Raw genomic sequence first — 13,449 nt, forward strand, 5'->3', positions numbered from 1 at the left:
CCAAGCTGGGAAAAATTGATTACACTTATACAATATACACATATTAGGAATAGAATCTATGAGAAAAGGCGGTTCTGACGCATGGATAACGGAAATCATTTGACGAGTCCAGCTACACGGAAAGTTTCGGACAAGCAGTCGCAAGTTAAAAATGAGATCGTGGGTTGGCTTAAAGCGATTACGGTGGGTGTTGTTCTCGTGTTCATTATGCACGGGTTGCTGTTTGCGCCATCTGTCGTTGAGGGAGCATCCATGGAGCCGAATTTCAAAACAAATGAACGGGTTGTCTTGAATAAACTGATTTACGATTTTCGTGATCCCAAGCCCAGTGAGGTCGTTGTATTCCATGTGAGAAAGGAAGGAAGAGACTTCATTAAGCGTGTTATTGGGGTTGCGGGAGACACGATTAAATATCAAGGCGACAATCTTTACGTGAATGGTAAGAAGGTGGAAGAGTCATACATTCAGGGAGCTGTCCAAGAAGCACATGCCAAGGGCGAGCTGTACAACAATGTGGACTTTCCAAATGCAACAATAACCGAGTCCAAGGTTCCCGAAGGTACTATTTTTGTCATGGGCGATCATCGTAATAATAGTAGAGACAGTCGTGCGATTGGCTTTGTTTCGATTAAAGATATTGTTGGACGTGCGGATGTGATTTTTTGGCCGCTGGGCAGCGCGCAGTGGGTAAAGCATGAAGAATAGAAGAGCGCCTAAGACGGAATGCTGTTCCCCGTTTTAGGCGCTTTGCGTGTCTCTGAAGCTGTTATATTTTTGGGGTAAAAGGGTCAGGCAGCTTGCGTCAGTCCTGCTTCATCTCTTCAGGAGTCAGCAGCGTCTGGTCCAGCGTACGCTCGATTTCTTCCCGATTCATGTCTATGCCGATAAATACGAGCTTGGTCACCCGGTCGCCGTATTTTTCGTCCCAATCCGGTGTTTTTTCAAAATCTTCTCCGAGATAGTATTGGTGTTCTTCCTCGGTCAAAGCAGATACCCACAGTCCTGCGCGTGCAAATTGCTTGGAGCTGCCCGCCTGACTGAATGTGAAGGCGGTGCGGTTCTGCGTGGCGAACCACACCAATCCCTTGGAACGGACAACCTCGGCAGGCCATTTGGCCAGCCATTTTAACAAACGTTCCGGGTGAAACGGGATTTTGCGCTTGTACACAAACGAAGCAATACCGTATTCCTCTGTCTCCGGTACGTGTTCTTCCTTGTTCATCTCCTGGATCCAGCCTGCCGCTTGGCTGGCTGTTTCAAAGTCGAAGCGATGCGTGTTCAAAATCTCCTTCGGGTCCACTTTACCGTACTCGGAACGAATGATTTTGGCGTTCGGTTGAATACCGCGCAGCGCTTTTTCCAGTCGCTCCAGCTCCTCGGGGGATACCAGATCGCATTTGTTAATAATCAGCACATCACAAAATTCCACCTGCTCTACCAGCAGATCAACAATGCCGCGCGCATCTTCGTCTGCAACCTCCTGCCCGCGATCCTTGAGGGAATCTCCGGAGTAGAAGTCCTTCCAAAATTCCGGCGCATTCACAACAGTAACCATCGTATCCAGTCGGGTCAGCTTGGTCAGGTCGATGTCGTTTTCTTCATCTACATAACTGAACGTTTGGGCTACCGGGATGGGTTCGCCGATGCCTGTGGACTCAATAAGGATATAGTCGAACTTTTTATCCAGCGCCAGCCGCTCTACCTCTTTTAAGAGGTCTTCTCGCAGGGTGCAGCAGATGCAGCCGTTGGACATTTCTACCAGCTTCTCATTAACGCGGGATAATCCTCCGCCGTCCCGAACGAGATCGGCATCAATGTTCACCTCGCTCATGTCATTGACAATGACAGCTACCCGCAAGCCATCCCGATTATTCAGCACATGATTGAGCAGCGTAGTTTTGCCTGAACCGAGGTACCCGCTAAGTACCGTCACCGGTATTTTCTTTTCCAATTCCATAGTGTTTGCCAACATAATCACTCATCCCTTCGAAAGTGTTCATGAAATGCTGAATGTGTTGTAGTGGCTACAATGTCAGATAGGGAAGCTGCAATGCTCCCCTTGTCGGTTTCTTTTAATCGTAATAATTACGAATAGTAAAATCAGTAAATCATTAATGAAGGGAAATGTCAAGGGAGGCTGTAAGGAAAGGAGGGGGAATCAACAAAAAGAAGTGATCTATTTATTATTCAGCGCCGTTTCATATCTGGAATGTTTTACATTCAATAATTGAAACTTACGAATTATATTTAACTGTTTCAAATGACAAATAGGCGTATAATAACCCCATTAGACCTAAGAAAATTGTCCCATACAAAGGAGATATTTTAGAATGAAGATTGGTAAAAAACTATCCATTAGTTTTGCAGCCGTATTATTGCTTACATTGGTTGTGGGCGTTATTGGTGAGTATGCTACTTCGTCTTTACATACATCTTATCAAAGTATGATTGATGACAGAGTCGATAAAATTTTGATTATTAAAGAATTGCAGTATGATGCTGCGAGCCAGACCAAGTATTTTCGCGGGTATCTAGTGACTGGCGATCAGGATGAAATGAACAGTTATCTGAAAGCACGCGAAACCTTTGCAACGACCATGAAGAAGCTGCAATCAACGCCAGCACTGGACAAGCCCAAGCAAATGGCAGCAAAGCTCCAGCAGATGGAGGCTGAATATGCAGATATCGTGAAGGAAATTACCTCATATAAGCAGCAGGGGGATGTCGCGACCTACACGAGATTAGTGGAGGAAAAATGTAAGCCGATGGCACTTGCACTGGAGCAGCAGTCACAGGTCATGGAGCAATACCAGATGGATCTACTGAATCAATCCCAAGTCGAGCAGGGTGAGAAGCTTCAATATGTACAGACGATGATTATCATTGCGATGGCGCTTGCGCTGGTAATCGGGATCGTATTGGCGTATGTAATCACCCGTATGATTGCCCGTCCGGTGGTTCAGGTGGCTCAAGCCGCGCGGCGTATTGCAGAAGGGGATCTGACACAGGAGGATATTCAAATTCGGCAGAAGGATGAGATTGGTGAATTGGCACAGAGCTTTAACGATATGAAACGCCAGCTTCGTTCGCTGCTGCAAGTGATTTATCAGAATGCGCAAGGAGTTACACTGGCTTCGGGTGAGCTGTCCAATGGCTCCGGGCAAGTGGCGGAAGGTACGCGGCAGATGGCGGAGACGGTACGGGGAATCCACGAGTCGGCAGGCAATCAGGTTGAGCGAAATCGTGAAAACCAGCAGGCGGTCAAGGAAAGCGCAGAAGGCGTTCAAAAGATTGCCCAATCCGCATCCATTACCGCAGAGCTGTCCGAGCGGGCGATTCACGAGACAGAGCGCGGCAATGCAGACCTGGAGGAAACGGTTATGCAAATGCGCCATATTCAGGATACGATGGAGGACTCGGTCAAGGTCATTCAGGACTTGGGCGAGCAATCGAAGAGAATCCAAAGTGTAACGCAGTTCATTCGCGATATCGCCAAGCAAACCAATTTGCTGTCATTGAACGCCTCCATTGAAGCGGCCAGAGCCGGGGAATCGGGCAAGGGCTTTGCTGTCGTGGCGGGTGAAGTGAAGAAGCTGGCGGAACAGACAGGTCAAGCATCCCAACAGATTGCTGTCTTTATGGATGCCATGGCGGATACAGTGAACCAGGCCGTAGACTCGATCCAGAAAGGCTCCAGCGAGGTTGAGGCTGGAACAGATCTGATTCATCGCACCGGGCAGACGTTTAGCAAAGTACATGAAGCAGTACAAACGGTCGCTGAGCATACGCAGGAGGTGTCGGCTGCGACCGAAGAATTGTCTGCCATTACCGGGCAACTGCTGGACTCGGAGCAAAAGCTGGTAGGCTTGTCCCGTGAGATTGCAGAGGAATCGGAGTCGGCTGCGGCTGTGTGCGAGGAGCAGCTCGCTTCTATGGAGGTCATCGCAGATTCTGCCGATTCGCTGCGTCATATGGCTGCCGAGCTAATGTCGGAAATACAGCATTTCCGCATTACAAACGATGCAGACGAGAACAACACCTCGGCTTCGACTCATCCAAAGGATACGAATGGCGGGCGCGGCACGTCCACCAGACGTACATCTATGGATAGAATTTCAATTTCGGATACACCGATTCATCCCGCTTCCTGAGCGGGAAGTGTTAGATAACAGAGTCTTCCGGGCATCTAAGCTACAACCAAGAGGACTTGCGCAAATAACACGCAAGTCCTCTTTTTGCTATCTGGCTTCGTATACTCATATACGCTGACTCTTTAAATTCGCCTGGAATCACCATTTTGAACTTAGCCTTTGACCGCTCCAGCGACAACGCCTTTGACGATGTATTTTTGCAGGAAAATAAATACGACGATGGAAGGCAGCACAGCCATCACCATGGCTGTCATGGCATACTGCCAGTCAGACGTATACTGTCCGACGAAGGTATAGGCCGCCAGCGTAAGCGTTTTGGTGCTGGGTGAACCGTTAACCATGAGCAGGGGCAGCAGAAAATCGTTCCAAATCCACATCACGTCGATGATCACAATAGTGGCGGTGACCGATTTCAGCAAGGGGAAAATCACCGAAAAGAAAAGCCGGAAGCCTGAGGCTCCGTCGATTTTGGCGCTTTCGTCAATCTCGTTGGGAATCCCTTTGACAAACCCGTGATAGATAAACACCGCCAGCGGTGCGCCGAAGCCCCAATACAACAGGCCAAGTCCCCAGGTACTGTCCGCCAGATGCAGGTCTTTCGCGAGTCGCAAGACAGTCAGCATAATGGACTGAAACGGGATCAACATTGGCATAATGCACAGCATGTAGATGGCGGAACTCCATTTGCTCTTCGTCCGTGCCAGCTTATAGGCGGCAATGGAGGATACCAGTACGATACCTGCCAGCCCGACCACGGTAATGATCGTGTTATTCAGAAATAAGCGTGGATAGTTAATGAATTTCCATACATATACGTAGTTATCCAGCGAAAGATGCTTGGGCAGCGCAATGACGTCGGTCATGACCTCAGCGAAGCTTTTGAACGAATTGTTAATGGCGAGAAACAGCGGATACAAAAATAACAGCGATAATACAATCATGCCCGCTTCCAGCAAAATACGTCCCATACGTCTGCGTTGCATCAGGCTTCAACCTCCCTGCGTTTGAAAATAGACAATTGGATGATCGTAATGATCAGCACTGCGACGAATAATAACAACGCTTTGGCTGTTCCATAGCCGTACAGATTGTTCTGAAACGTGTCCCGATAAATATCATACGCAATACTGTATGTTGTACCTCCCGGCCCGCCGCCAGTCAGGGATAGAATGACGTCGAACACCTTGATCGAGTTGGTCAGTGCCATGAAGACCGAGATCGTAATGGAAGGTGCCAGCAAGGGTAACGTAATACTAAAGAATCTCCGAATCGGCCCCGCTCCGTCCACAATAGCGGCTTCCTTCAGATCCTCCGGTACGGACTGCAAGCCTGCAATGTAAATGACCATATAAAAGCCAATGGATTGCCAGATAGATACCGCCAAAATGGAAATAAACGCGAGCCCTTCTTGCCCTAGCCAACTGAGCTGGAAGATGCCCCAGCCTGTGCTGTTTCCCAGTGACTCAAAGCCCTGCATAAAGATAAACTTCCAGATAAATCCGACAATCACGAGACTGAGGATATAAGGGATAAAGAAAGCCGCCCGCAGCCACGCCGAGCTTTTCAGCTTCATGTCGAGGACGAGTGCCAGCAAGATAGCCAGCACGTTCACCAGCACAATGTACAGAATGGCATATTTGACCGTAAACCAGGCCGCATGTGCAAAGTTGGCGTCTCCGAGCAGGATTTGTTTGAAATTATCCAGGCCTACAAATTTCGGATGCTTGGATATTCCATTCCACTTGGTCAGGGAATAGCGTATTGTCATCAAAAACGGAATATAAAATGCAATCGTAATGCACAGGATGACGGGCAGTGTGAACAAGCCAAACTCCAATTTACTGCCCTTATCGCCCCGGCTTCCCCTTTTTTTCAGCATAACGCACCTCTTTTTCTCAACATTTTCCGATCTTTCGTTCCAAGCCGTTTGAGATATAATGAAAGTATAGGATAGCCCCTGGGGCCGGACCAATGGATTTAAGAAAACAGTTGAGGGTAAAAATGTGTACGCTTTCAAAAGGGGCGATTTTATCGTGATACCAGAGCGAGCAGGTGTAGTTCTCAGATCCATGTGGAGACGAATAACGCAAAAATTGGTGAACAAGCTTATTTTGCTTTTTACCTCGGTGATCATTCTGGTGGTAGGCTCGCTGACGATTATCTCCTATCAGATGATTGAAAGGGAGTCGGTGAATCATAGCATTGCCAGCACAACGAATAATCTGCTGCTGGTTAATCAGAACCTGGAGGATTATCTGGTTGGGATGCAGCAGTTGGCCCTGCCGCAGCTTCGTTATAACGATATTATGAACGCGATTGCGAATGAAAATCGGGACTATGCTTCCCGAATGGTCATTGAAAATTACTTGCGCAGCATGTTTTATTCCCGCAGTGATCTGGAAGCTATTTATCTGTACGTGGCAGATCGCCATCAATATTATGTGGTGACCCGGGAGACGTACAATATTACGGTGCGCCAAGGGATGAACACGGATATTCCCAAGCTGCCCTGGTATAAGGAGGCGCTGGCGAGCACGGCCAACGAATCGTTCCAATCCTTTGTGGGTTCCCGCTCGGATATGGGGTATGTGGCGCCACAGGCCAGCTTTATGGCGTACCATCGGGTGCTGAGGTCGATTGCATCTCGTCACCCGCAGGCGGTGTTGTCCTTTTATTACAATACGAGCGCTGTGGACGATATCATGAAGAACATTCCACTCGGCAAAGGGGATCATCTCATGCTGCTAAGTCCTAAACGTATTCCCTTTTACGTGGACAGCCTTCCGTTATACGAGCGAATGCGGGACTCGGGGGTGCTGGAACAGATTGGACAGGGAGGGAGCGGACGAGTAACATGGTCGGACAGTAGCGGCAGCCAGGAGTATCTGGTCGTGTATGATGCCGGGAAAAAAGAAGGCTGGCGGCTCGTCAAGCCGATCCCATACCGTCAAATTTACGAAGCGGCTACGACGACACGAAATTGGAGCTACGTGATCGGGATATTGTTTTTAGGGGTGTCTATTATTTTGGTAACGCTGACCTCGAATGCCATTACCAGTCCCTTACACAAGCTGTCCACCCAGATGAAGCGGTTTAGTACCGGGGACTTCGGGGCAACGGCCCTTGTGAAGGGCCATGACGAGATTGCGTATTTGTCGCTGCATTTTAACGAAATGGTCCAAAGAACCGAAGAATTAATTAATGAGCGTTATCGAATGAAGCTGGTCGAGAAAAACGCCATACTCAAGGCGCTGGAGGCTGAAATTAACCCCCATTTTCTGTACAATGCGCTGCAAGCCATATCCACACAGGCATTAAAGCGTGAGATGTTCGATATGGCGGATATGGTCGATGCGTTGGCCCAAACCCTGCGGTATTCCATCAACGGCAAGGATATCGTGGTTGCCCGCGAAGAACTCCAGCATATTGAACGTTATATGGGATTGCAAAAAGCAAGATTCGGGACGAGACTGCGAATCGAGCTGGAGTGGGAGGACACGCTGATGGAGCTGCTAATCCCCAGGTTGTCCGTGCAGACGTTGGTGGAAAATTCGATCAAGCATGCGCTGGAAAAGGTCTCAAGCGATATTCTGATAGTCATTTCAGCCGAATCCAGCTCTACAGATGCCACGATTACTGTACGGGACAACGGCCCGGGGATCTCGGAGGATAAGCTGAGACAGGTGCTGGATTCGTTCGAAGAGAAGTGGGAGGAACGGGAGAGTGAGCATATCGGCCTAAAAAATCTGAATACACGATTGAAGCTACTGTATGGAGATCAGGCGGGACTATCCATACATACGGATGATACGGGAACAGAAATCCAAATGCGCATCCCCCAGGGAGGAAGTAGTCATGTATAACGTATTGATCATTGACGATGAGGAGCCGCTACGCGAAGCTATTCGTATTGTCGGAGACTGGAATAACCTCGGTATCGGGCAGGTGTTTGAGGCGACGAATGGCAGACTTGGACTGGAGCTGCTGGAACGTTACCCAATAGACGTGGTCATGGTGGATATGAAAATGCCGGAGTTGAACGGTATCGAATTTCTTCGTGCCATCGAGAAGGTGTATCCTAATCTGCTGACGATTGTCATTAGTGGCTATGACGATTTTGAATTTACACGGCAAGCGATTCAATCCCGGGTAGTGGATTATTTGCTCAAGCCGATTAATCGGCAGGAATTGAATCAGGCGCTGCGCAAGGCGGTAGATATATTGGAGAGCCGCAAGCAGAGCGAAAGCAAATTCATTAGCCAGAACATTACGCTGAATATGTCACTGCCGAAGCTGAAAGAGAAGCTATATTTGTCCATTCTGGACGGTAGCTTTAAAAGACAGGCAAATGCGGCGTTACTCCCCTTGATCGGTGCAGATCAACCGGGGAACCGCTTTGGGGTGATCGTGCTGCGGTTGCTGAACAGGGACGAGGTCCGCATGACACGTTTTCACGGGGAGACGGATCTGATGGATTTTGCCGTGACGAACGTGTTGGCTCAGACTTCGGATGAACGATTGAGCTGTTTTAGTTTTCCTCATCCGAGACGGGAGCGCGAGGTCGTTTCGATTTGCACATTGTCTCCGGGGCAGGAACAACATATGCCTCTTCTGCTGGCACAAGTGACACAGAAGGCGGTGACGAATCTGCATGGATTGTTTGGCATGGTGGTAGCTGCCGGTGTGGGTAAGCCTTGTACGGACATACTGGAACTGGCATCTGTTTATACGGATGTCAAGGCGCATATCCACAGCACGGACGTATTGAAGCTGACAGGAACATCGGTCATACATGTCGCGCCCCGGCAGGGAATGATGCCAGAAGAAGTGTCGTGGACGGATCGGCTGCTGTTGATCCAGAAGGATGCCCAGACAGGCCAGGCAAATCGAGCAAAGGTACTACTAAACGACCTGCTGAAGCAGTTGGCATCTGGCCCTGCTTTTCGTTTACAGGATGCAGATCGGATGATGGGCGAGCTTCATTTTTTACTGAGAGAAGCGGCTACGGAGCCGGGTGCTTTCCTATCTGTATCTGCATCTGTGTCTGAGCCGGAGGGGGCTTCGGGGGAACAGAGAAAAAGCGTGGCTGAGGGCGATATTGCTGCGGACTTTACGGACTATGCCCAGTATGGACAGCGGCTGCATCGGATGCTGGAGCTTTACATTGCCGGGGTTCAGCATGCTCAAGGGGGGAGTCAGCCCTTTGATATTACGGAGATCAAACGGCATATTGACCGATATTACTTTGAAGATATCAAAATTTCATTTTTTGCCGAAACGTATTTTTTAAGTCGGGAATACTTGATGAAGCTGTTCAAGCAGCAGTTTGGTTACGGCATTCACGAATATGTGCAGAAGGTCAGAATGGACAAGGCGAAGGAGCTGCTGGGAGATTCCAGTCTGAAAATTCAGGAGATTTCCGATATGCTGGGCTACAAGGATAAGAATTATTTCAGCAAGGCTTTTCGTAATTATTATCAGGTGTCACCGTCGGAGTATCGCGTGAGCCTGCAATAAACCACTTTTTTACCCTTAACGCTTCACTAATCTGCCTTTTTAAATCGGACTATATTTTTTAGAATGAGCGCATGGACGTTGATCACGAATAAATGGGGGAGTATCCATGTTAAAGAAGATGATGGCGTTATCCGGCAGTTTGCTTTTGACAGTCGGTTTGTTGAGCGGATGCGGAAGCAGCGGTGACACGGACGCGGCGAAAGGAAATGCTGGCGGCAAAGAAGATTTGAAACCGGTTACAATAAATATGTTCACAGCCTCACCGGAGTATACGGATGCTTTTAACGCGTATATCGAGGAGTATAAGAAGGTCAAGCCTAACGTAAAGATCAATCTGGAAATCATGCAGGCAGACTATAACACGATTCTCAAGTCGAAAATTGCTTCAGGCAGTACACCGGATGTATTCCAGACCACGGCCGGAGGCGATATCGACACGTATGCTGATTATAGCGCCGATCTGACGAATGAGCCGCTGGCGGCAGCCATGACGGATGCCGTTCGAGCGAATATGAGCTCCAGTGACGGTAAAGTGTTGGGCTTCCCGGTGAAGGGCAATCTGTTTGCGCTGATTTACAACAAGGATTTACTCACCAAGGCCGGTGTAACCTCCCCGCCGAAGACGATTGCAGAGATGCAGGACGCAGTCACCAAGCTTGAGGCGAAGGGCATTACACCATTTGCAAATGCATATAAAGAGTGGTGGGTATGGAAGCATATCTTCCAGCACTATGTAGATGCCGCCGCGCAGGATGCAGGTGTAGAGCCGAAGCAGCTCGTCAATGATTTTATTGCAGGCAAAGCGAAAATCAAGGACTATCCGGTGCTGTACAACAACTTCTTTAGCTTTATTGATTTGACGGTGAAGCATGGCACGGATAAGCCGCTGGAACGGGACAGCAATGCGGAAGTGAGTGATTTTGCATCCGGTAAAGCTGCGTTTATGACAGGTAAAGGCGCATGGGATGAGGAAGCGATCAAGAAGATTAATCCTGACCTCAAGATTGGCATCATGGGCTATCCGGTAAGTGACAAGGCTGATCAATCCGTCATCATTACTGGTGCTGACCAAGCGCTGCGTATTAACAAGGATTCGGAAGTAGCCAAGGAGACGATTGAATTTTTTAACTGGCTATACACTTCGGAATACGGTAAGAACTGGTTCTCCCAGGTAGCGAAGGTGATTCCTCCAATTAAGGATGCACCGCTTCCTGATCTGGAAATGCCTAAGGAAATGGGAAGCATTTTGAAAACGTCGAAGTCCGGTGATCTGTCTGTCAACTACTCACTGGATACGTTTCATCAAAAGTTTGGCGAGCTGATGCAGGCTTATATCAGCGGCAACATGAACAAGGATCAGGCAGTTGCTGAGATTGAGAAGGCATGGGTGCAATTAGGTTCAGCACAATAAGATTGGTCTCGCAGAGGCGTCCGTAAGGGCGTCTTTTTGTGTTATAGCTAGGAGGCTGAGAGGGTGTAGACAAAAAAATATTTAATAATATTTAAATATTTACTTGCAAAAAGTTATTGAGTTGTGGATAATAGGTTGTGTGCAATATATCTACGACATACGACATACATAATGACTGCAAGTTGCAAATGTGAGAGATACCCCGTTTGGGGAATCTCTTTATTCCGTTTGGACTATGCCGAATATGATTATAATAGACCGTGTAATTTGGGACGTATTTCCATTTATGTGGCAAGAATAAAAAGGAGATGAACGTTTTGACGAATTCGTTGTTTACACCGTATACACTGAAAGATTTGGAATTAAAAAATCGGGTGGTCATGGCACCGATGTGCCAATACTCGGTGACAGCCAAGGATGGCATTCCAAATGATTGGCATCATGTTCATTACCTGAGCCGTGCTATTGGTGGCACAGGCCTGATTATTATAGAAATGACAGATGTGGAGCCGGATGGACGGATTACAGATTATGATCTGGGCCTTTGGTCAGATGAGCATATCCCGGCTTATAAGAAGCTGGTGGACGGCATTCATGCGCACGGGTCCAAGGTAGGTATCCAGATTGCTCATGCGGGCCGTAAAGCTGAGGATGCAGCAGAGCCAGTGGCTCCTTCGGCAATTGCATACCCGGATGCGAATTATAAACAGCCACGCGAACTTACCACGGAGGAAGTACGTGGCATGGTGCAAAAATTCGCAGACGCTGCCCGGCGTGCGGTTCAAGCGGGCGTGGATACGATCGAACTTCACGGGGCACATGGTTACTTGATTCACCAATTCCATTCGCCAGTCACGAACAAGCGTAACGACGAGTACGGTCAGGAGCTATCCCGTTTTGGCGTTGAAGTCATTCAGGCTGTACGCAAGGAAATGCCTGAAGGCATGCCGTTATTTTTCCGCATCAGCGCGGTCGAATACGTAGATGGCGGATACGATGTGGGTCATACGATTGAGCTGAGCCGGGCGTATCAGGCTGCGGGCGTAGACGTGATCCATGTGAGCACGGGCGGAGAAGGCCCTGCGGGAGCCAGAAAGCCGGGCAACTATCCGGGCTATCAAGTGCCATTTGCACGCCAAATTCGCGAGGCGCTGAACATCCCGGTAGTCGCCGTCGGCGCACTGGATGATCCAGCCTTGGCGCAGTCCGTTATCGGCAATGAGGATGCCGATCTGGTCGCCGTGGGGCGCGGATTGCTGCGCGATCCATATTGGGCGACTCATGCAGCGGTGACATTGCGCGGCGAGAAGCCTTCCATACCTGAACAATATCAACGTGGCTACTGAGGCCTAAGTAATCCCACGTTGTTTATATATAAACAGGGCACCTGCAACGAAGTGTACGCTTCGTCGCAGGTGCCTGTTTTGTTTTATGGACAGATGGTACAGTGTAAGCAATCTTACACGTAGTAGCGGTTATATTTTGTATACTTGTATTATTTAGTGATTAGGAGGTTCAAAAGTGGAATATATTATTGAAACAAAAAAGCTCCGTAAGCAGTTTTATGAAGCAGCTACAATCTAAAGTGATATCCCCACAACAACTAAGAATTCATAGTCCGATTGAGAATACAGCTGCATTAAATAAACATATATATTATTTTTTCTTTATTTTCCATCCTGCTTTTGTCTGCATTATTAGGGATGCTGATTACTGATCGTCCCTTAACAACGGCTATTTGGGTATACCAGATTCAAGTATTTGCTAAGATGTGTGTGATGCATGCGATGTTAATTCCGATTGCCTCTTTTTTCGCTATACGTTGGAAAAGCCTTATGGGGGTCGTGCTCGTAGTTTGTGTTGCTGTATTTTTAAATTTCATTTACAAAAGTGAATGGTATCCGTGGACCGTTCCTATCTTGTTTTCTCCGCATGGTACACTGGGAAGAACGTTCACGAATGTTCCAGGAGGGATCATAAGTATTTGCTTCATTTTTGTGCTTGGGCTTTTTTTGGCATTGAGAAGTTATACTCATATAGAGAAAAAGTAGAATGTGTAAGCAGAAAAAGACGATGAGTGTCCGCATGAGGTGGTTGAATGAAGCTGTAAAATACAGTCGCCGAAGGACGTTTTTACGTGCTATAATTCTATTAATAACAGAATGGCTTAGGTGGGCGGTCGGCTAAGTCTCCCGGAAGGGAGGTGATGCCTGTGGAGGTTAAAGATGCTCTGACATTAATGATGATGTTCGGCACGCTAATTAGTAGCGTTGATCGGGTTAATCGTTACGATTGTTATTGCGTTGAACCAAAACAAAAAGAAATAGACCGCTCTCGAGAAGGGGCTCGGTCTATTTCTAATAGCTAACC

General features: G+C 48.1%; 9 protein-coding genes and 1 pseudogene. 7 read left to right on the forward strand and 3 right to left on the reverse strand.

What is annotated here, in order from left to right; all coding sequences use genetic code 11:
• The first annotated feature begins 81 nt into the window (after positions 1-81).
• On the forward strand, positions 82-705 hold the full coding sequence (gene lepB, locus QD47_RS00345; RefSeq protein WP_044644236.1) for a signal peptidase I: 624 nt from the start codon (positions 82-84) through the stop codon (positions 703-705).
• Between the two features lie 97 nt (positions 706-802).
• On the opposite strand, the gene QD47_RS00350 is transcribed toward lepB, so the two are convergent.
• Positions 803-1,969, reverse strand: coding sequence for a GTP-binding protein (locus QD47_RS00350; RefSeq protein WP_052646703.1), 1,167 nt, complete (start codon positions 1,967-1,969; stop codon positions 803-805).
• Between the two features lie 361 nt (positions 1,970-2,330).
• Here QD47_RS00350 and QD47_RS00355 point away from each other — a divergent pair, with 361 nt between their 5' ends.
• On the forward strand, positions 2,331-4,151 hold the full coding sequence (locus tag QD47_RS00355) for a methyl-accepting chemotaxis protein (protein ID WP_044644237.1): 1,821 nt from the start codon (positions 2,331-2,333) through the stop codon (positions 4,149-4,151).
• A 152-nt stretch (positions 4,152-4,303) separates the two neighbouring features.
• Here QD47_RS00355 and QD47_RS00360 read toward each other — a convergent pair whose 3' ends face one another.
• Both QD47_RS00360 and QD47_RS00365 read right to left on the reverse strand, forming a co-directional pair.
• The gene (locus QD47_RS00360; protein ID WP_044644238.1) at positions 4,304-5,134 is read right to left on the reverse strand and encodes a carbohydrate ABC transporter permease; all 831 of its coding nucleotides are present in this window, start codon (positions 5,132-5,134) and stop codon (positions 4,304-4,306) included.
• Positions 5,134-6,030, reverse strand: coding sequence for a carbohydrate ABC transporter permease (locus tag QD47_RS00365; RefSeq protein WP_082067081.1), 897 nt, complete (start codon positions 6,028-6,030; stop codon positions 5,134-5,136). The genes QD47_RS00360 and QD47_RS00365 overlap by 1 nt, the downstream gene beginning before the upstream one ends.
• Positions 6,031-6,220: 190 nt before the next feature.
• On the opposite strand from QD47_RS00365, the gene QD47_RS00370 reads away from it, so the two are divergent.
• The 5 genes and pseudogenes from QD47_RS00370 (at position 6,221) to QD47_RS32835 (ending at position 13,406) form a co-directional block, all read left to right on the forward strand.
• A complete protein-coding gene (locus QD47_RS00370; protein WP_044644239.1) occupies positions 6,221-8,014 on the forward strand; it encodes a sensor histidine kinase in 1,794 nt (597 codons plus the stop codon).
• Entirely contained in the window at positions 8,007-9,668 is a 1,662-nt protein-coding gene (locus QD47_RS00375; protein WP_044644240.1) for a response regulator transcription factor, read from the forward strand. The genes QD47_RS00370 and QD47_RS00375 overlap by 8 nt, the downstream gene beginning before the upstream one ends.
• Before the next feature lie 106 nt (positions 9,669-9,774).
• Positions 9,775-11,079 (forward strand): ABC transporter substrate-binding protein, encoded by a 1,305-nt coding sequence (locus QD47_RS00380; RefSeq protein WP_044644241.1) that lies wholly within the window; start codon positions 9,775-9,777, stop codon positions 11,077-11,079.
• Positions 11,080-11,396: 317 nt separating this feature from the next.
• Positions 11,397-12,425, forward strand: coding sequence for an NADH:flavin oxidoreductase/NADH oxidase (locus QD47_RS00385; protein ID WP_152643751.1), 1,029 nt, complete (start codon positions 11,397-11,399; stop codon positions 12,423-12,425).
• Positions 12,426-13,291: 866 nt separating this feature from the next.
• Positions 13,292-13,406, forward strand: a pseudogene (locus tag QD47_RS32835) (putative holin-like toxin).
• The last annotated feature ends 43 nt before the right edge of the window (positions 13,407-13,449 follow it).

The organism is Paenibacillus terrae (assembly GCF_000943545.1).
GTDB classification, from domain to species: Bacteria; Bacillota; Bacilli; order Paenibacillales; family Paenibacillaceae; genus Paenibacillus; species Paenibacillus terrae_A.

Coding starts and splice junctions, on each gene's coding strand:
- lepB (WP_044644236.1), top strand. CDS start 82: ATGGATAACGGAAATCATTTGACGAGTCCAGCTACACGGAAAGTTTCG.
- QD47_RS00355 (WP_044644237.1), top strand. CDS start 2,331: ATGAAGATTGGTAAAAAACTATCCATTAGTTTTGCAGCCGTATTATTG.
- QD47_RS00360 (WP_044644238.1), bottom strand. CDS start 5,134: ATGCAACGCAGACGTATGGGACGTATTTTGCTGGAAGCGGGCATGATT.
- QD47_RS00365 (WP_082067081.1), bottom strand. CDS start 6,030: ATGCTGAAAAAAAGGGGAAGCCGGGGCGATAAGGGCAGTAAATTGGAG.
- QD47_RS00370 (WP_044644239.1), top strand. CDS start 6,221: ATGTGGAGACGAATAACGCAAAAATTGGTGAACAAGCTTATTTTGCTT.
- QD47_RS00375 (WP_044644240.1), top strand. CDS start 8,007: ATGTATAACGTATTGATCATTGACGATGAGGAGCCGCTACGCGAAGCT.
- QD47_RS00380 (WP_044644241.1), top strand. CDS start 9,775: ATGTTAAAGAAGATGATGGCGTTATCCGGCAGTTTGCTTTTGACAGTC.